We start from the raw sequence: 22,423 nt of genomic DNA, 5'->3' as shown, positions 1-22,423 counted from the left end.
GACGGGGTTCAGCCTAGTACGCGCACGGCTGCGCTGCCGGGATGCACGGAGCGGCTCACTTCGGCGTTATCCAGATGTGAGCAGAACGTTCGCTCGGCGTAACGGCGCCCGGACGTTCCGCGAAACACCGGATGCCTAACGTCGGCTTCACGGACAGAGGAGGGCTCGTGATCGTTCGAGACAGCACATCGGCGGATGTCGTGGTGGTCGGTGCGGGGATGGTGGCGCACCGGTTCGTCGAGAGTCTGCTTCGCTCGGACGACGACGTCCGCACCGTGACTCTCATCGGCGAGGAGGCTCGCGCCCCCTACGACCGCGTCGGGCTGACCTCGTACTTCTCGGGCGCGCACGCCACGGACCTGGAGCTGGATACCGGGGTTCTCGCCGATCCACGCGTCCGGTTCATCCGCGACGACCGGGTCACGGGGATCGATCGGGCGTCGCGATGCGTGCGCACGCGGTCGGGCGCGCAGCATTCCTACGGCACACTCGTCCTGGCGACGGGCTCGTACGCGCTGCGGCCGGCGGTCGACGGCGCCGAGCTCCCCGGTTGCTTCGTGTATCGGACGCTCGACGATGTCGAAGCCATTCGCCGGTTCGTCGAGCGTCGGCAGGCGCAGCTAGGCCGTCAGCTCCGTGGCTCCGTGATCGGCGGCGGTCTGCTCGGGCTGGAAGCCGCCGGGGCCCTGCAGGGTCTGCAGGTCGGATGCACGGTGGTGCAGTCATCCGATCGGCTCATGTCGGCGCAGCTCGACCTGGCGGGCGGGACGATCCTTCGCCGCCTCATCGAGGCGAAGGGCATCGAGGTGCGGACCGGCACGCGCACCACGCGTCTCGACCCCGACGCATCAGGCGCAGTGGCCGCACTGCAGTTCCAGGACGGCAGCATGCACGAGGCGGACATCGTGATCTTCACGGTCGGCGTGCGCCCGCAGGACTCGCTCGCTCGTCTCGCGCAGCTCGACGTACATCCCACCGGCGGTGTGCTGATCGACTCGCGCTGTCGAACCGTCGACGAGCACATCCTCGCGATCGGCGAGGTCGCCAACTTCGACGGCCGCTCCGTCGGTCTCGTCGCCCCCGGCTATGCGATGGCGGAGGTCGCGGCGACTCGCCTGCTCGGCGGCGACGCGACCTTCCCCGGCTACGACGACTCGGCCAAGCTCAAGCTCTCCGGCGTCGACGTCGCGAGTTTCGGCGACGCGATGGCCGTCACCCCGAACGCCCTCGACGTGGTCTACACCGACCCCGTGAACGGGGTGTACAAGAAGCTCGTGCTCTCCGACGACGCGAAGACGCTGCTCGGCGGCATCCTCGTCGGCGACGCCTCCGCCTACGGCTCGCTCCGTCCGCTGGTGGGTGCACCCCTCGGCGCCGATCCGGCCGCGTATCTGCTCCCCGAGGGTGGTGCGGACCTCCCCGACAACGAGCTGCCGGAATCGGCCGTCGTCTGCTCGTGCTCGAATGTGACGGCCGGACGCATCCGCGAGGCCGTCCACGCTGAGGGCTGCACGGACGCCGCTGCCGTCAAGGCGTGCACGAAGGCCGGAGCCACCTGCGGTTCGTGTCTCTTCGCGGTGAAGAAGATCGTCGGACAGGAGTTGACCAAGCTCGGACGGGCGACGTCCGATGCGCTGTGCGAGCACTTCGCGATGTCGCGCAGACAGCTCTTCGACGCCGTGCGGGTATCGGAGATGTCGACATTCAGCGCCATCATCGGGCGCTTCGGCACCGGCCGAGGGTGCGACATCTGCAAGCCGGCTCTCGCCAGCATCCTCGCCGTGCTGGTGGGCGCGCACGTGCTCGACGGCGAGAACGCCTCGCTCCAGGACACCAACGACCACGTGATGGCCAACATGCAGAAGGACGGCACGTACTCGGTGGTGCCGCGTATGCCCGGTGGCGAGGTCACGCCGGCAGGACTCATCGCGATCGGCAGCATCGCGGAGTCGTACGGCCTCTATACCAAGATCACGGGCGGCCAGCGGATCGACATGTTCGGTGCCCGACTCGAGCAGCTGCCGCAGATCTGGCAGCGCCTGGTCGACGCCGGCTTCGAATCCGGCCAGGCCTACGGCAAGGCACTCCGCACCGTGAAGTCCTGCGTCGGGTCGACCTGGTGCCGGTACGGCGTGCTCGACGCGGTCGGAATGGCGGTGAGACTGGAGCTCCGCTACCGCGGGCTGCGTGCACCGCACAAGCTCAAGGTCGGGGTCTCGGGGTGTGCGCGTGAGTGCGCCGAGGCTCGGTCGAAGGACGTCGGCGTGATCGCGACCGAGACCGGTTGGAACATGTACGTCGGCGGCAACGGCGGATTCTCTCCCCGGCACGCCGAGCTGCTGGCATCGGATCTCGACGATGAGGGGCTCATCCGCGCGATCGACCGCTTCTTCATGTACTACATCCGCACGGCGGACCGACTGCAGCGGACGGCCGGATGGTGCGTGGAGCTCGACGGTGGACTCGAGGGGCTGCGCGCCGTGATCTTCGACGACAGTCTCGGCATCTGCGACGACCTCGACGCCGCCATGGCCGTTCATGTGGACCGCTACGAGGACGAGTGGGCGGCGACCCTCCGCGACCCCGCGAAACTGCGGCGGTTCGAGTCCTTCGTGAACGCGACCGATACCCCGGACCCGTCGCTCGCGTATGTGCCGGAGCGGGGTCAGGTGCGTCCGGCGACCGTGGAAGAGCGCAGCGACCCTGCGGTGCTCATCGCAGGCACGACTCTGGAGGTGCGGCGATGACACTCACGAGTCCGCCCACCGGCCGCCGGGTACGGGTGTGCGCCCTGGATGACCTCGAGGTCGAGCGTGGTCGTGCCGCGCTCTTCGGAACGCGCCAGATCGCACTGTTCCTGCTGGCAGACGGATCGGTGCATGCCGTGTCGAACCTCGACCCGTACAGCGGTGCGAACGTGATGTCGCGCGGCATCGTCGGGAGCAGGGGCGAGGCGCCGACCCTGGCCTCGCCCCTGCACAAGCAGGTCTTCGACCTGCGCACCGGTGCCTGCCTCGACACGCAGGGCAGGGAGCCCGCTTCTCTGCAGGTGTGGCAGGTGACCGTCGTCGACGGCCACGTGGAGTTCGACATCGAGGAGATCCGATGACCGTGATGCTGGGTGTCAACCTCGCCGGACGCGATGTGCTGCTGGTCGGCGGAGGCCCGGTGGCTGCGAAGCGGCTGCGTCGCTTTCTCGCCGAGGGCGCGAGTGCGCGGATGGTCGCGCCTCTGCTGCACGACGACACCGCGCGGCTCGTCGAGCGTCACGAGGTCGCCTGGGAGCCACGGGAGTTCCGTACGGCGGACCTGGACGGCGCCTGGCTCGTGCACACGGCGACGGGGGATCCGCGCGTCGATCGCCTGGTCGCCGAGCAGTGCGAATCGCAGCGAGTGCTCTGCATCAACGCCTCGGATGGCGAGCACGGCTCGGCCAGGCTCACGGCACAGGCGGAGATCGGGGATGTCACGGTCGGCGTCACCAGTACGATCGGCGCCGACCCCCGGCGTTCCGTCGCGGTGCGCGATGCCATAGTCGACCTGACCGGCGACGGCCGGCTGCCGCTGAGGCGCCGACGGACGGCCCGCAGCGGACGGGTCGACCTGGTCGGCGGCGGCCCGGGTCCCGCCGATCTGATGACGGTGCGCGCGCGGCGCCTGATCGCCGAGGCCGATGTGCTCGTCATCGACCGTCTCGGACCGGCGGCCGAGATCACACAGGGGCTCGACCCGGATGTCGAGGTGATCGACGTCGGCAAGCAGCCCGGTCGACACCCCGTCCCGCAGGACGAGATCAACCGCATCATCGTCGCGCGCGCCGCAGCCGGGCGCAGGGTCGTCCGGTTGAAGGGCGGCGACCCCTTCGTCTTCGGCCGCGGCGGCGAGGAGATGCTCTCGTGCCTCGCCGCCGGGATCCCGGTGGATGTGACTCCGGGGATCTCGAGCGCCATCGCCGTGCCGCAGGCGGCCGGCATCCCGGTCACGCACCGAGGCACGGCAGCCGCCTTCCACGTGGTGAACGGACAGGGCGGCTTCGGGCCGGGTACCTTGGAAGCCATGGCTGACACGATGGTGACGACGGTCGTCCTGATGGGTGTCGCCGCTCTCGGACGACTGGTCGAATCCGCACTCGCGCATGGGGTGCCGAAGGATCGTCCCGTCGCGTTCGTCGAGAGCGGTCACACGCCGCAACAGCGCACGACGCGCACGACCCTCGAGCACGCGGTCGAGGATGCGCGCACCGTCGGACTCCGCAACCCGGCCGTCATCGTGATCGGCGACGTCGCGAGCGAACACCTGTTGCTCCCGGCTCCGGCCGTGATCGGAGCTGCTCCGGCGTGACGACCCGTGCCCCGCTTCCACCGGCCCTCGCCGGATGCACCATCGTCGTCGCCGCGGACAGACGCGCGGGTGATCTGGTCTCCGCGCTCGAACGCCGAGGCGGGCAGGTCTACCGCGCTCCTGCGCTGAGCATCATCCCGAACGAGGACGACGATGACCTCCTCGCGCGCACCCGCGACCTCATCGCGGACCCACCGGACATCGTGATCGTGACGACGGGCGTCGGCTTCCGAGGCTGGATCGACGCCGCGCACGAGAACGGTCTGGCCGAGGATCTGGCGGCCGCGCTGGTCGACGCTCAGTTCGTCGCACGCGGGCCCAAGGCGCACGGCGCGATTCAGCAGGCCGGGTTCACGGCGGACTGGGTGGCCGAGTCCGAGACCTCTGCGGAAGTGGGGGAGTACCTCACGGCCGAAGGAGTGGTCGGCCGACGCATCGCGATACAGCACCATGGTGCGGGCGCCGACGGCCTCGATGCACTGCTGGCGGAGCTCGGGGCCGATGTCGTCAGCATCACGGTCTACCGGTGGGGTCCGCCGCCCGACCCGAAGATCGTGCACCGCTCCGTCGTGCAGGCGGGCGCGGGCGAGGTGGATGCGGTGCTCTTCACCTCGGCGCCCGGCGCCGCGGAGTGGGTCAGAGCAGCGCGTCGCGCGGGCACTCTGGATGCGATCCGTCGGCGGGCGGCGGGCGGGCGGCTGCTGCTCGCCGCCGTCGGCCCGATCACCGCGTCGCCGCTCCACGACGCCGATCTGCACACCACCATCGCGGCTCGCGGCAGGCTCGGTTCGCTGGTCCGCTGCGTCGTCGATCACTTCGCATCGGGAGCCGCGCGCCAGGTACGCACGACGGCCGGCGTCATGGAGGTGCGCAGCGGCGGTGTGCTGCTCGACGGTCGCTTCGTGCCGCTGTCCCGCGCGGGCGCCAGTGTCCTGAGCGAATTGTTCGACGCCGCTGGCCGGGTGCTCTCGAGGGAGCAGCTCGGACTCGCGTTGCCGCGCGGTGGCGAGAGCGCTCACGCCGTCGAGATGGCAGTCGCACGGCTCCGCGAGGCGCTCGGGGGAGCGAGCGTGATCCAGACGATCGTGAAGCGCGGCTATCGACTCACGGTGGAGGATCCCGAATGAGCACCCTCATCGCCTGCTCGCACGGCACCGACTCTCCAGAAGGCCGACGTACGGTCGAGGATCTCGTCGATCTCGTACGGCAGCGGATGCCGGGCACACGAGTCGTGCAGGCATTCGTCGACGTGCAGGAGCCGACGGTGGTCGACGTGATCGAGCACGAGCGGGGCCTCGACGACGTCGTCGTGGTGCCTCTGCTGCTCTCCGTCGGCTTCCATACCGCCGTCGACATCGCAGATGCGGTGCGCCCGCACGAGAATGTGCGGCAGGGTGAGCCCCTGGGCACGCATCCGCTGATCGCCGAGGTGCTGGCAGCCCGACTGCGCACGGCGATCGCGGGCGCCTGGCTCCCGGGCGACCATGTCGTACTCGCCGCAGCGGGGTCGAGCAATCCCGCCGCGGTCGCCGATGTCGCCGCGGCGGCCGAGCACCTGGCCCGCCTCATTCCGGCTCCGATCACCATCGGGTACGCCTCGGCCATCGAACCCCGGATCGGGGAGGCAGTGGCATCCGCTCGTCGCGACGGCGCCGCTCGAGTGATCGCCGCAAGCCACGTGCTCGCTCCCGGGTACTTCGCCGGGCTGGTCCGGAAGTCCGGAGCCGACCTGGTGTCTGCGCCACTCGGCGTCGACGTGCGGATCGCCGACGTGGTCGTCGACCGATTCCACACCGCCTGACCATGCCTCCCGGGGCGGCTCTCGCCCACGCACGGAACGGGGGCGGATGCCGACGCATCCGCCCCCGTGCTGCGACTCAGACCCGTGTCGGCTCGAGCTCGGCAGCGGTCGTCTCCCGATCGGCCACCGAGGCGCCGGATGTCGACGCAGCGGTGGTGACGAGACGCGCTCGTCGTCGCATCGCACGCGCGTCGCGGGCGACGCGAGCCTTCGGGCGCCCGTGGGTGAAGTAGATGGGCAGCCCGACGAAGAGGAGACCGCCGACGAGGTTTCCGACGACCGTCGGCAGCTCGTTCCAGACCAGGTAGTCCCAGACGGTGAAGTCGGCGCCCATCAGAAGTCCGGACGGGAACAGGAACATGTTCACGATCGAATGCTCGAACCCCATGTAGAAGAACAGCATGATCGGGAGCCACATCGCGACGATCTTCCCGATCGTGCTGTCCGACACCATCGCCAACACGACGCCCGTCGACACCATCCAGTTGCACAGGACACCACGGATGAACAACGTCAGCATGCCGGCCGCACCGTGATCGGCATAGCCGACCGTCCGACCGTGTCCGATCTCACTGATCGCCTCGCCGACTGCGCTGGGCGCGGTCGAGAAGCCGTATGTGAAGTAGACGGCCATGAGGATCGCCACCAGGAAGGCACCGCCGAAGTTGCCGAGGAAGACGAGTCCCCAGTTGCGCATCAACGATCCGAACGTCGCGCCGGGACGGCGGTCGAGTACCGCGAGCGGACCGAGGGTGAACACCCCGGTCAGCAGGTCGTACCCGAGCAGGTAGAGCATCACGAAGCCCACCGGGAACAGGACGGCGCCGAGAAGCGGCTGACCGGTCTGCGTCGACACCGTCACCGCGAACGCGGCGGCGATCGTGAGCAGAGCCGCGCCCATGAACGCGCGGATGAGCGTATCGCGGGTGGACAGCTGCAGTTTGTATGCGCCGGCGTCGACCATTCGGGTGGCGAGCTCGGCGGGCTTGATGTACGACACATGACCTCCACGGGACGAGAGCGGGATGCTCAGCTGGAACGAGCATGGACGAGCGGCGTTTCGAGCGACGACGTGCGACGTTACGTCTATGGAGCGAACAGCTCACTTCGCGGCGTCAGCGGTGTGAGAACCGCGCGCGGTGAGATCGTTACCGATCTGTGAGGAGAACGTTCGACGCAGGAAACATCGCCCGTCACATTCGAGAAACACCGGCCTCCTATCGTCGCCAGCAGGGATCCATCGAACGGAGCAGTATGTACGACACCATCGTCACTCCTGCCGAGGTCGTGGTGGTCGGCGCGGGCATGGTGGCGCACCGCTTCGTCGAGAGTCTGCTCAGCCGTGCGCAGACGCCGCTGCACGTGACGGTCATCGGCGACGAGGGGCGTCGGCCGTACGACCGCATCGCCCTCGCGGGGATCGCGGCCGGAGGCGCCGCGGGCGATCTCGAGCTGGATCGCTCGGTGTTCGACGACTTCCGTGTGCGGTTCCTGGCCGACGACCGCGCTCTGCGGATCGATCGGGCCGCGCGCACCGTGATGACCCGGTCTCGCGTCGTCGTGCCCTACGACACCCTGGTGCTCGCCACCGGGTCGTACGCGCCGAGGCTCGCGATCGAGGGCGCGGATCTGCCGGGATGCTTCTCCGACCGGACCCTGGACGACGTCGAGGCTCTCGCGCGGTTCGCCGCACACCGACGGCGGTCGCTGGGGCGCCGCCTGCGTGCGGCGGTGATCGGGTCGGGGTCGCAGGGCGCGGAGATCGCCGCGGCGCTGCAGGGCGTCGCCTCGACGCGGGTGGAGCACTCGGAGACGCGCGTCTCACGTCTCGTCCCCGAGGAGTCCGGTGCGGTCGCCGCTCTGCGATTCGACGACGGGGAGACCGAGGCCGTCGATCTCGTCGTGCTCTCCGCGCACCCGCGACCACGCGACGAGCTGGCCCGCAATGCGAACCTGCAGGTCGCCGAGCGCGGAGGCGTGGTGATCGACGACCGCTGCACCACCTCCGATCCGCACATCCTCGCGATCGGCGAGGTCGCCCACTTCGAGGGCCGCTGCGTCGCGAGGGTCGCGCCAGGGTACGCGATGGCCGAGGTCGCGGCGACGCGCATCCTGGGGGGCCACGCCGTCTTCTCCGGTTTCGACCGTCCGTTCGACGTGTCGTTCCCGAGTACCCGGACGACCGGTCACGGCGGCCCCGCGGCAGGGGAGGAGAACACCGCGGTGATCGTGATCGGAGAACTCGCCGAGTCCGGCATGCTGCGGCCCGCATGGACCCGCATCGCGGAGGGGGTCGGATGAGCGCGGCGCGGCCGCTGGAGTCCGCGCTGGCCGGCTGCACCATCATCGTCGTCGCGGACCGGCGCTCCGTCGAGGTCGCGGATGCTCTGGAGCGCCGGGGTGCCGTGGTCCACCGGACTCCCGTTCCGCGGCTCGATGACCGGCAAGACCGCGCCGAGCTCCGCAGCGTGATCGAGCAGGTGATCGCCGAGCCTCCCGATGCCGTGGTGGTGACGACGGGCTCGGGATTCCGCGACTGGGTCGACGTCGCTCGAGAACAGGGACGCTCGGCTCCGCTCCAGGACGCGCTGCGCCGGGCGCGGCTCGTGGCGGCGGGGCCGAGAGCACAGGCGGCGATCCTCCGGACGGGACTCGTCGCGGACTGGGTCGCCGAGACGGGAACGACCGCCGAGGTCGGCGCGCATCTGCGGGTCGCAGGTGTGCGCGGCACTCGCATCGTCGTCCAGCATCACGGCGGCCGTGACGACGAACTCGAGTCGATGCTGCGCGAGGCCGGCGCCGAGGTGAGGGGCGTGGTCGCGCGTCGCTGGGAGGCATCGCCGCGATCGGAGGCGATGCGCAGAACGGTGCTGCAGGCGGCGAACGGCGACGCGGATGCCGTGGTGTTCACCTCCGCCTCCGCCGCCGCGGCCTGGCTCGCGATCGCGGAGGTGTCGGAGACCCTCGGCCGCGTGCGGCGACGGTCCGAGACGGGGCGGCTGCTGCTGGCCTCCGCGGGTCAGGCGACCACGGCACTGCTGAACGACGCCGACCTCGAGCCCTCGATCGATCTGGGCGGTCCGGACGGATCGCTCGCGAATGCCGTGCTCGCGCACTTCGACGACGGGCGGGCGCCGTCGCTGCTCACGGACGCCGGTCGGGTGCAGGTGCGCAGCGGAGGCGTGCTCGTCGACGGTCGGTTCATCCCGCTGTCACGCTCGTCCGCCGCGCTGCTCGACGCCCTGGCCGCCGCGGGAGGTCGGGTGCTGTCCCGCGCGCAGCTCAGCGCCGTGCTGGGCGCCGAGCGCAGCGCACACGCGGTCGAAGCCGCCGTCGCGAGACTCCGCGTGGCTCTGGGCGGCGGCGAACTCATCCACACCGTGGTCAAACGCGGATACCGGCTCGCGGTCATCGAGGACTGAGCCGTGGTGCGCGTCGCCACGCCGTGACGGCCGCGGCGCCCACGGTCAGCGGGCGCGCGTGGTCACTCGACGGGAGCGTCCGAGGGAACGTCCGACGGAGCGTCCTCGGGGGCGAGGGGATCGCCGGGCAGCGGCGTCTCGACAGGGGAGACCGTGGGGGAGGGCGAGGGGGCTGGCGGATTCACCTGCGCGTGGACGACCTGGCTGGCGATCGCTCCTGCGACGACCAGCACACCGACGACCACGGCGACCGCGTTGTCCCTGGTGCGACGACGGATGCGGCCGTCGTGCCAGGCCCTGCGGGCCGCGTGGAGGCGTGCGCGCTCCGATTCGGTCCGCGACTGCCGCGTGCTCTTGCCGCGTCCGGCCATTGCGTACTCCCTTGATGGACGTGCCGTGCACATGGACGTGATGTGCACCGTCGCCTGAGAGCCTACCGGCGCGGCATCGTCGCCCCGATCATGTCCGCGGTGTCCCCGCCCCGCGTTAGCCTGGGAAGATGACCTCCGCCGAACTGCTCTCCGGGCAGACGCCCCTCGCCGTGCGCATGCGTCCCGTCTCGCTCGACGAGGTCGCGGGGCAGAAGCACCTGCTGCGGGCGGGCTCACCCATCGTCGCTCTCGCCGATCCCGCGGCGACCTCTCCCGGTGCGGTCTCCATCATCCTGTGGGGTCCTCCCGGCACGGGCAAGACCACGCTGGCGCAGGCGATCGCCCGCTCCTCGGGGCGTCGCTTCGTCGAGCTGTCGGCGATCACCGCGGGGGTCAAGGACGTCCGCGAGGTGATGCAGGAGGCGATCACGCAGCGTGACCTGTACGGGCAGACCACCATCCTGTTCCTCGACGAGATCCACAGATTCACCAAGGCCCAGCAGGACGCGCTCCTGCCCGGCGTCGAGAACGGCTGGGTGCTGCTGATCGCGGCCACCACCGAGAACCCGTCGTTCTCGGTGATCTCGCCGCTGCTCTCGCGATCGCTGCTGCTGACGCTGCAGCCCCTCACCGACGACGACATCGGACTCCTCGTCGACCGCGCGGTGACCGACGCGCGCGGACTGAACGGTGCGGTGACCCTGGCCGACGACGCGCGTGCCGCGCTCATCCGCCTCGCATCCGGCGATGCACGCCGCGCACTCACCGGTCTCGAGGCCGCGGCCGCCGTCGCCCTCTCGAACGGTGAAGACGGCGTGGTCCCCGCAGCCACGGCCGATGACGTCGCCCAGGCCGTCGACAAGGCGCTGCTGCGATACGACCGCCAGGGCGACGAGCACTACGACGTCATCAGCGCCTTCATCAAGTCGATCCGCGGCTCCGACCCCGACGCGGCTCTGCACTACCTCGCGCGGATGATCGAGGCGGGGGAGGACCCGCGGTTCATCGCTCGGCGTCTGGTGATCTCGGCGTCGGAAGACGTGGGGCTGGCCGATCCGCAGGCGCTCACGATCGCGGTCGCGGCGGCGGATGCGGTCGCCTTCATCGGCATGCCGGAGGGGCGGATCCCGCTCGCCGAGGCGACGGTGTATCTGGCGACCACCGCGAAGTCGAACGCCGCCTACGTCGGCATCGACGCGGCGATCGCCGACATCCGCTCCGGCGGCTTCGGACGGGTGCCGCTGCATCTCCGCGACGCGCACTACCCGGGCGCGCGGCGCCTCGGTCACGGGCGCGGCTACGTGTATCCGCACGACAGCGAATTCGGCATCCTCCCGCAGCAGTACCTGCCGGACGAGCTGCAGGGCAAGAGGTATTACGAACCGAAGAACCTGGGGGCCGAGCGCGACATCTCGGCACGTCTCGAGCGCATCCGCCGCATCCTCGACGGACGATGACGACGATCTGTTAGACTGGATCGGCTCGAAACACAGTTTTCGGGCATCTCCTCGTTCACACCCCACCTCGATGGCGCCCCGGCGTGCGCTCCGAGGCAGAACGCGGGTGATACGTCCGCGAGTCGCGAAAGACGCGACCGCGTCATCGGAAGGATAGCTTCGTGACCACGAAGTCCCAGGACCGCCGCAAGGTGCGCCTCAGCCGCGCACTCGGCATCCCGCTCACCCCGAAGGCCGCCCGCTACCTCGAGAAGCGTCCCTACGCTCCCGGCGAGCACGGTCGCACCAAGCGCAAGGCCGACAGCGACTACGCCGTCCGTCTGCGTGAGAAGCAGCGTCTTCGCGAGCAGTACGGCATCCGCGAGAAGCAGATGCGCAACACGTTCAACGAGGCTCGTCGTCAGGACGGCCTGACCGGTGAGAACCTGGTCGAGCTGCTCGAGATGCGTCTCGACGCTCTCGTCGTGCGTTCGGGCTTCGCCCGCACCACCGCGCAGGCTCGTCAGCTCGTCGTGCACCGTCACATCCTGGTCGACGGCCAGCTCGTCGACCGCCCGTCGTTCCGCGTGAAGCCGGGTCAGCTCATCCACGTCAAGGCCAAGAGCGAGGGCACCGAGCCCTTCCAGGTCGCAGCCGCCGGCGGTCACGCCGAGGTCCTGCCTCCCGTTCCGGGCTACCTCGAGGTCGAGCTCGACAAGCTCCAGGCTCGCCTGGTCCGTCGTCCGAAGCGCGCCGAGGTCCCCGTGACCTGTGAAGTGCAGCTCGTCGTCGAGTACTACGCAGCTCGCTGAGTTCTCTCAGTTCCGCAGAAGGCGTCGGGTCTCACCCGACGCCTTCTGTCGTTTCCGCATACGATGGTTGCACCCGCCTCCGCGGGTCGAGGGCAAGGATGGCGACATGAAGAAAGTGCTGTGGTTCCTGATCGGTGTGATCGGCGGCTTCGTCGCGGCGCACTTCACGAACAAAGACCCGCGAGGTCGCGACATCCTCGCCGAGGTCGACGCTCGATTCAACGAGTTCACCGGGATCATCGGCGAGGCCTACCGCGAAGAGCGGGCGCGCCTCACGGATCCTGCGACGGACTGACCTCCGCAGCCCCTCGGACGCGGCTCCACCGGACCCGCTCCTCCACCCCCGCACGCAAGGACACCCGGCACAGCTATGAACACTGCGGAGATCGCGCAGCGCTATCTCGATTTCTTCGAGAAGAACGACCACCTCATCGTCCCTTCGGCCTCGCTGGTCAGTGACGACCCGTCTCTGCTCTTCACGGTTGCCGGCATGGTCCCGATGATCCCGTACCTCACCGGGGTGGTCCCCGCTCCGCACCCGCGCATCGCCGATCTGCAGAAGTGCATCCGCACGAACGACATCGAAGAGGTGGGACGGACGGCTCGGCACGGGACGTTCTTCCAGATGCTGGGCAACTGGTCGTTCGGCGACTACTTCAAAGAGGGTGCGATCCGCTACGCGTGGGAGCTGCTGACGAGCTCGGAGGCCGACGGGGGCTTCGCGTTCGATGAGAAGGACCTCTGGGTCACGGTCTACGAGACCGACGACGAGGCGGAGTCCATCTGGCGCGACGTCATCGGGCTGAAGCCCGAGCGCATCCAGCGCCTCGGACGCGCCGACAACTACTGGAACACCGGGCAGCCCGGCCCCGGTGGTCCCGACTCGGAGATCTTCTTCGACCGCGGTCCCGCATACGGCAAGGACGGCGGTCCGGCGGTCGACGACTCGAGGTTCCTGGAGATCTGGAACCTCGTGTTCATGCAGGACTTCATCGAGAACATCCGCGGCAAGACCGAGTTCGACATCGTCGGCGAACTGCCGATGAAGAACATCGACACCGGCATGGGGCTCGAGCGCGTCGCGTTCCTCAAGCAGGGCGTCGAGAACATGTACGAGACCGATCAGGTGCGTCCGGTCCTCGATCGCGCCGTGGAGCTCTCGGGGCGCCGCTATGGCGCCGTGCACGAGGACGACGTGCGTTTCCGCGTGGTCGCAGACCACGTGCGCTCGTCGCTCATGCTGCTGTCCGACGGCGTGCGCCCCTCGAACGAGGGACGCGGGTACATCCTGCGCCGTCTCATGCGCCGCACCGTGCGGTCGATGCGCCTGCTCGGCGTCGACGAGCCGGCCTTCCCCGAGCTCTTCGCCGCGTCCCGTGATGCGATGAAGGCCACCTACCCTGTGCTCGAGAAGGAGTGGGCGACCCTCTCCTCCTCCGCCTTCGCCGAGGAGGAGACGTTCCGTCGCACGCTCGCTGCCGGCTCGACCATCCTCGACCTGGCGCTCGACGACACGAAGAAGGGCGGTGGGGCGACCCTCAGCGGCCCCGAGGCGTTCCTCCTGCACGACACGTACGGCTTCCCGATCGATCTGACCCTCGAGGTGGCCGAGGAGGCCGGCCTCGACGTCGATCGAGCGGCATTCGACACCCTGATGCAGGAGCAGCGGTCACGCGCCAAGGCCGACGCCCGCAATCGCAAGCGTCAGCTCGCCGACGTCTCGGTCTACCGCGAGCTGCGCGCGCTGGGGGAGACCGGCTTCGACGGCTACTCCGAGCTCGAGGTCGATTCGCGGATCCTCGGGATCCTCATCGACGGCCAGACCACTCGCACCGCCTCGGAGGGTCAGATCGCCGAGGTCGTTCTCGCGGAGACCACTCTCTACGCCGAATCCGGTGGACAGGTCGCCGACAAGGGCGTCATCGTCGGTCCCGGGTACGAGCTCGAGGTGCTCGACGTGCAGCGACCGGTGCCGGGGCTGATCAGCCACACGGTCGAGGTGACCCGCGGCGTCGTCTCGATCGACGACGCCGCCACGACGATCGTCGACGCGGCGAACCGTCGCGCCGCGCGCCAGGCGCACTCCGCGACGCACCTGGTGCACGCGGCGCTGCGCGACACGCTCGGCCCGACCGCCACGCAGTCGGGTTCGCTCAACCGCGCCGGATACATGCGCTTCGACTTCTCGTGGTCGCAGGCGCTGTCGACCGCGACCCGCACCGAGATCGAGGAGATCACGAACAGGGCCGTCAACGACGCCCTCGAGGTCACGACCCGGATCCTCACGCTCGATGAGGCGAAGGAGGCCGGCGCCATGGCGCTGTTCGGCGAGAAGTACGGCGACGTCGTGCGCATGGTCGACATCGGCGGTCCGTGGTCGCGAGAGCTCTGCGCGGGCACCCACGTCGGCACCAGCGCCGAGATCGGTCTCGTCAGCGTCGTCGGTGAATCCTCGGTGGGCGCCTCCAACCGCCGTATCGAGGCACTGGTCGGTCAGGACGCGTTCCGCGAGCTCGCAGCCGAGCGCGCGCTCGTGTCGCAGCTCACCAGCTCGCTCAAGACCCCGCGCGACCAGCTCGCCGACCGCATCGCCGATCTCTCGGCGAGCCTGAAGGCCGCGGAGAAGCGCATCGCGCAGTTCGAGTCGAAGGAGCGTGCCGGTCGGGTTCCTGCCATCGCCGATGCCGCCTCCCGTGCGGGTTCGTTCCGTCTGGCCGCGCAGTCGCTCGGCGAGGTCGACTCGGCCGACGATGTGCGCGAACTAGTGCTCGGCGTGCGCGAGCGGCTCGGCTCCGAGCCGTCGGTCGTCGCCCTCGGTGCCGTGGTGAACGGCCGGCCTGTGGTGGTCGTCGCCACCAACGACGCCGCGCGCGCGGCCGGTGCGAAGGCCGGTGCGCTCGCGAAGCGTGCGGCCTCGGTGCTCGGTGGCGGAGGCGGCGGTCGTGACGACGTCGCCCAGGGCGGTGGAACGGATGCCGCAGCTCTGCCTGCGGCGCTGGACGCCATCGCACAGGAGCTGCAGACAGCGTGAGCGGCTTTCGCCGCGGCGCGCGGCTCGGAATCGATGTGGGACGCGCCCGTGTCGGGGTCGCACGGTGCGATCCGGACGGCATGCTCGCCGTCCCCGTCGAGACCGTGCGTCGCGACGACGCGGCCATCGAGCGGATCGCCGTCATCGCTCAGGAGTACGACCCGCTCGAGTTCGTGGTGGGTCTTCCGGTGAATCTCCGGGGCGACGACACGGCATCGACGACGGATTCGCGCGAATTCGCCGCCGCCCTGCAGGCGCGGACGGGAGTGCCGGCGCGGCTGGTCGATGAACGTCTGAGCACCGTCACCGCACACGCCGCGCTGAGATCTTCGGGCAGAACACAGAAGAACTCTCGTAGCATTGTGGATCAGGTCGCCGCTGTGGTCCTGCTGCAGCAGGCGATCGACACGGAGAAGAGCACCGGTAACCCGCCCGGAGTCACGATTCCGCTCGACGAGGAGTCCCCCTGAACATGCCCGAACGCGAGAGTGCTTCCCCCCAGCACGATCCGGACGCCCGGCTGGGCGACCTGTTCGAGAACCTTCCCGACCCGACACCGCAGATCCCGACGGTCGACAACACGCCGCCGCCCCCAGGCTCCCGCAGAGCAGCGCGCGAAGCGGCCACGAACGGCGCGGCCCTCCCGGCCGACGACTCGGCGCGTGAGTCGGAGAGCGTGCCCTCCGGCGAAGACACCGCCACGCGGGCGTTCCCGGTCGCGGGCGGTTCCGCGGGAACAGAAGACACATCGGCCGGTGCCCCGGCGGCGCGCGATTCCGTGCGCGACACGTCCGTCGGTGCTGCGCAGGCCCACGGCGAGGGCGCACCCTCGTCCGGTCCGTCTCGCAGTGAGGGCACGCCCGGTGCCACCGCGGCTGCCGTGCCAGGCGCGCGCCTCGAAGACCTGTTCCACGCGCCTCCGGAGGATGACGGCGGCAGCCGCCCACCGAAGAGGAAGCGTCGCAAGGGCTGTCTTGTCGCACTGATCATCGTTCTGGCAGTTCTCGGCGGCATCGTCGGCGGCGGTGTCTGGGCATGGAACACGTTCGGTGACAAGATCAGCGACGCCCTCGGGTGGGGCGAGCCCGCGGACTGGGAGGCCGGTCAGGCCACCGGCGAGGTGCTCGTCACCATCAAGGAGGGCGATACCGGGGCTCCCGTGTCCACCGCGCTCCACGAGGCCGGCGTCACGCGCACCGACGACGTCTTCTACGACTACCTCGTCAAGGAGAACGTCGCCGTCACCTTCTACCCGGGCATCTACCGGCTGCAGGAGAAGATGACGGCCGCGGCCGCGCTGGAGGCCATCCAGAATCCCGACAACAAGCTCGAGCATTCTGCGAGCATCGGCGAGGGGGCGACGATCGAGTCCTCGCTGCCCGCCATGGCCGAGTCGCTCGGCATGCCGATCGAGGAGCTGCAGGCCGCTGTCGATGCCGACCCGGCGACCTACGGCGTCAACGCGCCGAGCCTCGAGGGCTGGCTGTTCCCCGCCGTGTACACGTTCGACCCCGATGCCACGGCGACCCAGGTCATCCAGCGCATGGTCGATCGCACGAACGAATCGCTGAACGCGGCGGGCGTCCCCGCCGAGGATGCGGAGCGCATCCTGACCATCGCGTCGATCATCCAGCGCGAGGGCCGGACGGCGGACTTCGCGAAGGTGTCGAGGGTGATCCAGAACCGTCTCGACATCGACATGAAGCTCCAGATGGACTCCACGGCGCAGTACGGCTACGGCTCTCTGCACGAGGGAGTGGTCTCGAGTTCGGCGGAGGCCCTCGAGGACCCCAACGACTGGAACACCTACGTGCACACGGGGCTGCCGGTCACTCCGATCGCGAGTCCCAGCGACGCCGCGATCAAGGCGGCCATGAACCCGGAGGACGGCCCGTGGCTGTACTTCGTCACGATCAACCTCGCCACCGGTGAGACGCAGTTCTCAGAGACGTACGAGGAGCACCTGCAGGGCGTGGCGAAGTGGGAGCAGTGGTGCCAGGAGAACCCCGACGGCGGGTGCTCGGCCGGATGACCCGGCGGCACCTCGCGGTCTGGGGGGACCCGATCGCGCATTCGCGGTCGCCCCAGCTGCACGCGGCGGCCTATGCGGTGCTCGGTCTCGACTGGGAGTACACGAGGCGTCGCGTCGACGAGCACGGATTCCCGAGTGCCCTGGATTACCTCGACGGCTCCTGGCTCGGGCTCTCGCTGACGATGCCGCTCAAGGAGCAGGCCCATCGCGCGGCGCAGGTGCTGGATCGGGCAGCTCAGCTGACCGGTGCCGTCAACACCCTGCTGCTGGACGGATCTCGCCGCGGATTCAACACCGACGTCGGCGGGATCGTCGATGCGCTCGGAGAGCAGCGACTGCACGGCCTCGACCGCGTGCGCATCCTCGGGGCGGGCGCGACGGCCGCCTCGGCGCTGGTGGCGCTCGTCGAGGCCGGTGCGCGGACCATCGAGGTGCGGGCCCGTCGGCCCGCGCGTGCGGCCGACCTGGTCGCGCTCGGTGAGCGCCTGGAGGTCACGGTCACCGGGGCCGGCTTCGACGACGCCGCGCCTCCGGTCGATCTCACGCTGGCGACCCTGCCCGGCGGCGCCGCGCTCGACGCCGACACGACGGCGAGGCTGGGCGACACCGGGGGTGCGCTCTTCGACGTCGCGTACGCGCCGTGGCCCTCCGCGCTCGCGTCCGCATGGACCGGGGGTCCGACGATCTCCGGCGAGGGGATGCTGCTGCACCAGGCCGTGCGCCAGATCCGTCTCTTCCACCACGGTGATCAGCACGTCGCACTGCCGTCGGAGACGGCGGTCATCGACGCCATGCGTGCTGCTCTGCGACCCTAGGACGACACGCGGCGCGAACCGAGGCGAAACGCGTGGGAGACTGGAGCAATGCTCCGCGTGCTCACGGCCGGCGAATCGCACGGTCCAGAACTCATTGCCGTCATGGAGGGACTGCCCTCGGGCGTCCCCGTCTCCTCTGAGGCGATCCAGGCCGACCTGGCGCGTCGCAAGCTCGGCTACGGTCGCGGCTCGCGGATGAAGTTCGAACAGGACGAGTTGACGCTCTCCGGCGGCGTGCGACACGGGAAGAGCCTCGGCAGCCCCATCGCCCTGCGCATCGGCAACACCGAGTGGCCGAAGTGGATCGAGGTCATGAACCCCGAGCCCGTCGAGCTCACCGACAGGTCCCGTGGTCGCGGCGCACCGCTGACGCGCCCGCGGCCCGGGCATGCCGACCTCGTCGGCATGCAGAAGTACGACTTCGACGAGGCGCGCCCGATCCTCGAGCGGGCGAGTGCGCGCGAGACCGCCGCACGCGTCGCGCTCGGTGCGATCGCACGCTCGTTCCTCGGTGAGCTCGGCATCCGGCTCGTCAGCCACACCCTCTCGATCGGCCCGGTCCGGGTGCCCGAGGGATCTGCGCTGCCCACGCCCGACGACGTCGATGCGCTGGACGCGGATCCGCTGCGCTGCTTCGACGCCGCGACCTCCGCGCTGATGGTCGCCGAGGTCGATGACGCGAAGAAGGACGGCGACACGCTCGGCGGCATCGTCGAGGTGCTCGCCTACGGCCTGCCCCCGGGACTCGGATCGCACGTGCACTGGGACCGTCGTCTCGATGCGCGTCTCGCCCAGGCCCTGATGAGCATCCAGGCGATCAAGGGCGTCGAGGTCGGCGACGGCTTCGAGACCACGCGCCGTCGCGGGTCCGCCGCGCACGACGAGCTGTTCGCGACCGCCGACGGCATCTCCCGCGGCTCCGATCGCGCCGGCGGCACCGAGGGCGGGATGTCCACCGGCACCGTGCTGCGGGTGCGCGCGGGCATGAAGCCGATCGCCACGGTGCCGCACGCGCTGCGCACGATCGACGTCGCGTCGGGCGAGGACGCCACCGCACACCACCAGCGCTCCGACGTGTGTGCGGTGCCCGCGGCCGGCGTCGTCGCCGAGGCCATGGTCGCGGTGGAGCTCGCCAACGCCGTGCTCGAGAAGTTCGGCGGCGACAGCATCCGCGAGACCCGCCGCAACCTCGAGGGGTACCTCGAGGGGATCCCGGCGGAACTGCGCACCACGCCCGCATCCGAGGCGGCGCTCATCGCCCATGACGAGCGCGGCTGACCCGCTGACGCTGGTGCTGGTCGGCCCGATGGCCGCCGGCAAGACCAGTGTCGGTCGACGCGTCGCGCGCACCCTGTCGGTGCCCTTCGTCGACACCGACAAGCGCGTCGCGTCGGCGCACGGACCCATCCCGGCGATCTTCGCCGATCACGGCGAGGAACACTTCCGCGCTCTGGAGCGCGCCGAGGTCGAGGCGGCTCTCGACGCGCCCGCCGGCGGCGTGATCTCGCTCGGCGGCGGCGCGGTGACCGATGCCGGCACGCGAGCGCTGCTCCGAGAGCGGCCCGTCGTGTTCCTCACGGTGACGCCGGAGGCGGTGGCAGACCGGATCCGCAGCGGAGGCCGACCGCTGCTGGAGGGCGACGACCCCGTCGGTCGCTGGACGCAGATCTTCGAAGAACGACGGAGCTGGTACGACGAGGTGGCGTCCGTGACGTTCGACACGTCGCGCCGCCCCATGCATCGCATCGCCGCGGACATCGCGGCATGGAGGAGAGAACTGAGATGACGACGACGACCATCAGCGTGACGGGGGAGAGCCCGTACGACATCGCGATCGGACGGGGGATCCTCGACCGGGTCTCCGCAGCGCTGGACCCGGGGGTGCGCAAGGTCCTCGTCGTGCACCCGCCGACCCTGGCCGCCAGGGCCGCGGAGCTGCGCGACCGTCTGCTCGCCGACACCGAGAACGGCCCGCGCGAGGTGCTGCTCGCCGAGGTGCCCGATGCCGAGCAGGGCAAGCGCATCGAGGTCGCCGCCTTCTGCTGGCAGGTCATGGGGCAGGCGGACTTCACCCGCTCGGACGCCGTCGTGGGGTACGGCGGCGGCGCGGTCACGGATCTCGCCGGCTTCGTCGCGGCGACCTGGCTGCGCGGCGTGCAGCTCGTGCAGGTGCCCACCACGGTGCTGGGACTCGTCGACGCATCGGTGGGGGGCAAGACCGGCATCAACACCGCCGAGGGCAAGAACCTCGTCGGCGCCTTCTGGGCGCCGCGTGCGGTGATCGGCGACCTCGACGAGCTGGCGAGCCTCAGCCCGAACGAGGCGACCGCGGGGTTCGCCGAGGTGGTCAAGGCGGGGTTCATCTGGGCGCCGGAGATCCTCGACATCGTCGAGGCGGACCCGGCGCGCGCCGTCGACACGACCACACCGGAGTTCCGTCGTGCCGTGGAGCTCGCGATCGACATGAAGGCGAAGGTCGTCTCCGACGACTTCCGCGAGGCCGGTCAGCGAGAGATCCTCAACTACGGACACACGCTCGGCCACGCCATCGAGCACGCCGAGCGCTACCGCTGGCGCCACGGTGCGGCGGTCTCGATCGGCATGCTCTACGCGGCGGAGCTGTCGCGTCTCGCCGGGCGCCTCTCGGACTCCGCAGCCGAACGACACCGCACGATCCTGGACTCCCTCGGGCTGCCCACCGGCTACCGCGCCGGCGCCTGGCCGCAGCTGCTGGCGACCATGCAGCGCGACAAGAAGAGCCGTGGCGGGATGCTGCGGTTCATCCTGCTCGACGACATCGCCAAGCCCACGGTGCTGCAGGCGCCCGACGAGTCGCTGCTGTTCGCCGCGTATCAGGAGATCGGCGAATGACCAGGCGGATGCTGCTCGTCAACGGGCCGAATCTCAACCTGCTGGGCAGTCGTGAGCCCGAGGTCTACGGCACCGCGACGCTGGACGACGTCGAGCAGCTGACGGCCGATGCCGCCGCCGCCGAGGGCTTCGAGCTGCGCGCGGTGCAGAGCAACCACGAGGGCGTGCTGATCGACGCCATCCACGCGGCGCGCGCGGACTGCGCGGCGATCGTCATCAATCCCGGAGGGCTCACGCACACCTCGGTGTCGCTGCGCGATGCGCTCACGGGCGTCGCTCTGCCGTTCGCCGAGGTGCACATCTCCGACGTCTACGCCCGTGAGGAGTTCCGACACCATTCGTACCTGCACGACGTGGCCGCGGTGCGCGTGATCGGCGAGGGCGTCGGAGGGTACGCGAGCGCGGTGCGGCAGCTCGCGGCGCTCATCCCGTAGAATCGACTGTCGGCCCACCCGTCCATCCGGATGTGAGCGGCCCCCAGACTCGAGAAACGGAAAGCCCAGCGCATGGCATCTACCGCAGACATCAAGAACGGCGTCGTCCTCAGCATCGATGGGCAGCTCTGGAGCGTCATCGAGTTCCAGCACGTCAAGCCGGGCAAGGGCGGTGCGTTCGTCCGCACCAAGCTGAAGAACGTCGTCTCGGGCAAGGTCGTCGACCGCACCTACAACGCTGGCGCGAAGATCGAGATCGAGAACGTCGACCGTCGTGACTTCACGTACCTGTACACCGACGGCGACGGCTACGTCTTCATGGACCAGAGCGACTTCGACCAGATCACCGTTCCGGCCGCCACGGTCGGCGACGCGAAGAACTTCCTGCTCGAGAACCAGCAGGTCACGATCGCACTGAACAACGGCAACCCGCTGTACATCGACCTGCCGGCATCCGTCGTGCTCGAGATCACCTACACGGAGCCGGGCCTGCAGGGCGACCGCTCGTCGGCCGGCACCAAGCCCGCCACGCTCGAGACCGGATACGAGATCCAGGTCCCGCTGTTCGTCGAGGCCGGCACCAAGGTCAAGGTCGACACGCGCACCAGCGACTACCTCGGTCGCGAGAAGTAAGGCGTGAGCGCACGCACGAAGGCGCGCAAGCGCGCGCTCGACATCCTCTTCTCCGCCGATGTCCGCGGCGACGAGCTCTCGGTCACTCTGGCCGCCGAGGCACGACGCGCGGCGAGCGAACCCGCTCGCGAGGCGTCCTGGCTCTACGCCCGTGAGATCGTCGACGGCATCATCGATCACGGTGACGAGATCGACGAGCAGATCACGACTCACAGCCGCGACTGGAAGCTGGAGCGGATGCCCGCGGTCGATCGCGCCCTGCTGCGCATCGGCGTCTGGGAGATCCTCTTCAACGACCAGGTGCCCACAGCGGTGGCGATCGACGAGGCCGTGGAACTGGCCAAGGAGTTCTCGACCGACGATTCCGGCGCATTCGTGCACGGCGTGCTCGCACGCGTCTTCCGCGCCGCCTGAGCACCGACGG

At 69.8% G+C, this 22,423-nt stretch carries 22 protein-coding genes; 20 read left to right on the top strand and 2 right to left on the bottom strand.

The genetic code is table 11. The features are described from left to right. Positions 1–218: 218 nt before the first annotated feature. Genes nirB through ABTZ43_RS03590 form a run of 5 tightly spaced genes read left to right on the top strand, consistent with a single transcriptional unit; the run spans position 219 to position 6,142 of the window. Positions 219–2,747 (top strand): nitrite reductase large subunit NirB, encoded by a 2,529-nt coding sequence (nirB, locus tag ABTZ43_RS03610; protein WP_502885316.1) that lies wholly within the window; start codon positions 219–221, stop codon positions 2,745–2,747. Continuing rightward, positions 2,744–3,109, top strand: coding sequence for a nitrite reductase small subunit NirD (gene nirD, locus ABTZ43_RS03605; RefSeq protein ID WP_056417668.1), 366 nt, complete (start codon positions 2,744–2,746; stop codon positions 3,107–3,109). The genes nirB and nirD overlap by 4 nt, the downstream gene beginning before the upstream one ends. Continuing rightward, entirely contained in the window at positions 3,106–4,341 is a 1,236-nt protein-coding gene (gene cobA, locus ABTZ43_RS03600; RefSeq protein WP_350537844.1) for a uroporphyrinogen-III C-methyltransferase, read from the top strand. The genes nirD and cobA overlap by 4 nt, the downstream gene beginning before the upstream one ends. After that, positions 4,338–5,468, top strand: coding sequence for a uroporphyrinogen-III synthase (locus tag ABTZ43_RS03595; RefSeq protein ID WP_350537843.1), 1,131 nt, complete (start codon positions 4,338–4,340; stop codon positions 5,466–5,468). Before cobA ends, ABTZ43_RS03595 begins: the two co-directional genes overlap by 4 nt. Next, positions 5,465–6,142 (top strand): sirohydrochlorin chelatase, encoded by a 678-nt coding sequence (locus tag ABTZ43_RS03590; protein ID WP_056417657.1) that lies wholly within the window; start codon positions 5,465–5,467, stop codon positions 6,140–6,142. The genes ABTZ43_RS03595 and ABTZ43_RS03590 overlap by 4 nt, the downstream gene beginning before the upstream one ends. Before the next feature lie 76 nt (positions 6,143–6,218). Here the strand turns inward: ABTZ43_RS03590 and ABTZ43_RS03585 are convergent, their stop codons facing one another. Then, positions 6,219–7,142, bottom strand: coding sequence for a formate/nitrite transporter family protein (locus ABTZ43_RS03585; RefSeq protein ID WP_056417653.1), 924 nt, complete (start codon positions 7,140–7,142; stop codon positions 6,219–6,221). A gap of 254 nt (positions 7,143–7,396) precedes the next feature. On the opposite strand from ABTZ43_RS03585, the gene ABTZ43_RS03580 reads away from it, so the two are divergent. Together ABTZ43_RS03580 and ABTZ43_RS03575 are read left to right on the top strand one after the other, a co-directional pair. After that, entirely contained in the window at positions 7,397–8,443 is a 1,047-nt protein-coding gene (locus tag ABTZ43_RS03580) for an NAD(P)/FAD-dependent oxidoreductase (protein WP_350537842.1), read from the top strand. Further along, positions 8,440–9,564 (top strand): uroporphyrinogen-III synthase, encoded by a 1,125-nt coding sequence (locus ABTZ43_RS03575; protein ID WP_350537841.1) that lies wholly within the window; start codon positions 8,440–8,442, stop codon positions 9,562–9,564. The genes ABTZ43_RS03580 and ABTZ43_RS03575 overlap by 4 nt, the downstream gene beginning before the upstream one ends. 62 nt (positions 9,565–9,626) lie before the next feature. Here ABTZ43_RS03575 and ABTZ43_RS03570 read toward each other — a convergent pair whose 3' ends face one another. Next, positions 9,627–9,935: a hypothetical protein gene (locus tag ABTZ43_RS03570; protein WP_350537840.1), complete on the bottom strand. Its 309-nt coding sequence runs from the start codon at positions 9,933–9,935 to the stop codon at positions 9,627–9,629. A gap of 128 nt (positions 9,936–10,063) precedes the next feature. Here ABTZ43_RS03570 and ABTZ43_RS03565 point away from each other — a divergent pair, with 128 nt between their 5' ends. The 13 genes from ABTZ43_RS03565 (at position 10,064) to nusB (ending at position 22,413) form a co-directional block, all read left to right on the top strand. Then, positions 10,064–11,392: a replication-associated recombination protein A gene (locus ABTZ43_RS03565; protein WP_350537839.1), complete on the top strand. Its 1,329-nt coding sequence runs from the start codon at positions 10,064–10,066 to the stop codon at positions 11,390–11,392. Between the two features lie 161 nt (positions 11,393–11,553). After that, on the top strand, positions 11,554–12,183 hold the full coding sequence (gene rpsD / locus ABTZ43_RS03560) for a 30S ribosomal protein S4 (protein ID WP_052677824.1): 630 nt from the start codon (positions 11,554–11,556) through the stop codon (positions 12,181–12,183). A gap of 106 nt (positions 12,184–12,289) precedes the next feature. Then, complete coding sequence (locus ABTZ43_RS03555; protein WP_056417638.1) at positions 12,290–12,478, top strand: hypothetical protein; 189 nt, start codon at positions 12,290–12,292, stop codon at positions 12,476–12,478. Positions 12,479–12,553: 75 nt separating this feature from the next. Beyond that, positions 12,554–15,214 carry an alanine--tRNA ligase gene (gene alaS / locus ABTZ43_RS03550; RefSeq protein WP_350537838.1) on the top strand — a complete coding sequence of 887 codons (2,661 nt, stop codon included), beginning with the start codon at positions 12,554–12,556 and terminating at the stop codon, positions 15,212–15,214. Further along, positions 15,211–15,684 carry a Holliday junction resolvase RuvX gene (ruvX, locus tag ABTZ43_RS03545; RefSeq protein WP_056417632.1) on the top strand — a complete coding sequence of 158 codons (474 nt, stop codon included), beginning with the start codon at positions 15,211–15,213 and terminating at the stop codon, positions 15,682–15,684. Before alaS ends, ruvX begins: the two co-directional genes overlap by 4 nt. 2 nt (positions 15,685–15,686) lie before the next feature. Further along, positions 15,687–17,246, top strand: a complete 1,560-nt coding sequence (mltG, locus tag ABTZ43_RS03540; RefSeq protein ID WP_350537837.1) for an endolytic transglycosylase MltG — start codon at positions 15,687–15,689, stop codon at positions 17,244–17,246. Continuing rightward, positions 17,207–18,061, top strand: coding sequence for a shikimate dehydrogenase family protein (locus tag ABTZ43_RS03535; RefSeq protein WP_350537836.1), 855 nt, complete (start codon positions 17,207–17,209; stop codon positions 18,059–18,061). Before mltG ends, ABTZ43_RS03535 begins: the two co-directional genes overlap by 40 nt. A gap of 48 nt (positions 18,062–18,109) precedes the next feature. Then, positions 18,110–19,339, top strand: a complete 1,230-nt coding sequence (gene aroC, locus ABTZ43_RS03530; RefSeq protein ID WP_045255084.1) for a chorismate synthase — start codon at positions 18,110–18,112, stop codon at positions 19,337–19,339. Further along, positions 19,323–19,847, top strand: coding sequence for a shikimate kinase (locus ABTZ43_RS03525; protein WP_350537835.1), 525 nt, complete (start codon positions 19,323–19,325; stop codon positions 19,845–19,847). The genes aroC and ABTZ43_RS03525 overlap by 17 nt, the downstream gene beginning before the upstream one ends. Beyond that, positions 19,844–20,932, top strand: a complete 1,089-nt coding sequence (gene aroB, locus ABTZ43_RS03520; RefSeq protein ID WP_149423020.1) for a 3-dehydroquinate synthase — start codon at positions 19,844–19,846, stop codon at positions 20,930–20,932. Before ABTZ43_RS03525 ends, aroB begins: the two co-directional genes overlap by 4 nt. Then, positions 20,929–21,366 (top strand): type II 3-dehydroquinate dehydratase, encoded by a 438-nt coding sequence (gene aroQ, locus ABTZ43_RS03515; protein WP_056417611.1) that lies wholly within the window; start codon positions 20,929–20,931, stop codon positions 21,364–21,366. The genes aroB and aroQ overlap by 4 nt, the downstream gene beginning before the upstream one ends. Before the next feature lie 72 nt (positions 21,367–21,438). After that, positions 21,439–21,999: an elongation factor P gene (efp, locus tag ABTZ43_RS03510; protein WP_045255088.1), complete on the top strand. Its 561-nt coding sequence runs from the start codon at positions 21,439–21,441 to the stop codon at positions 21,997–21,999. Positions 22,000–22,002: 3 nt separating this feature from the next. Then, the gene (nusB, locus tag ABTZ43_RS03505) at positions 22,003–22,413 is read left to right on the top strand and encodes a transcription antitermination factor NusB (protein ID WP_045255089.1); all 411 of its coding nucleotides are present in this window, start codon (positions 22,003–22,005) and stop codon (positions 22,411–22,413) included. Positions 22,414–22,423 lie beyond the last annotated feature (10 nt).

It is taken from the genome of Microbacterium sp. NPDC097977 (assembly GCF_040302605.1).
Lineage (GTDB): Bacteria > Actinomycetota > Actinomycetes > Actinomycetales > Microbacteriaceae > Microbacterium.
This window is presented reverse-complemented; position numbering and strand designations above follow the sequence as displayed.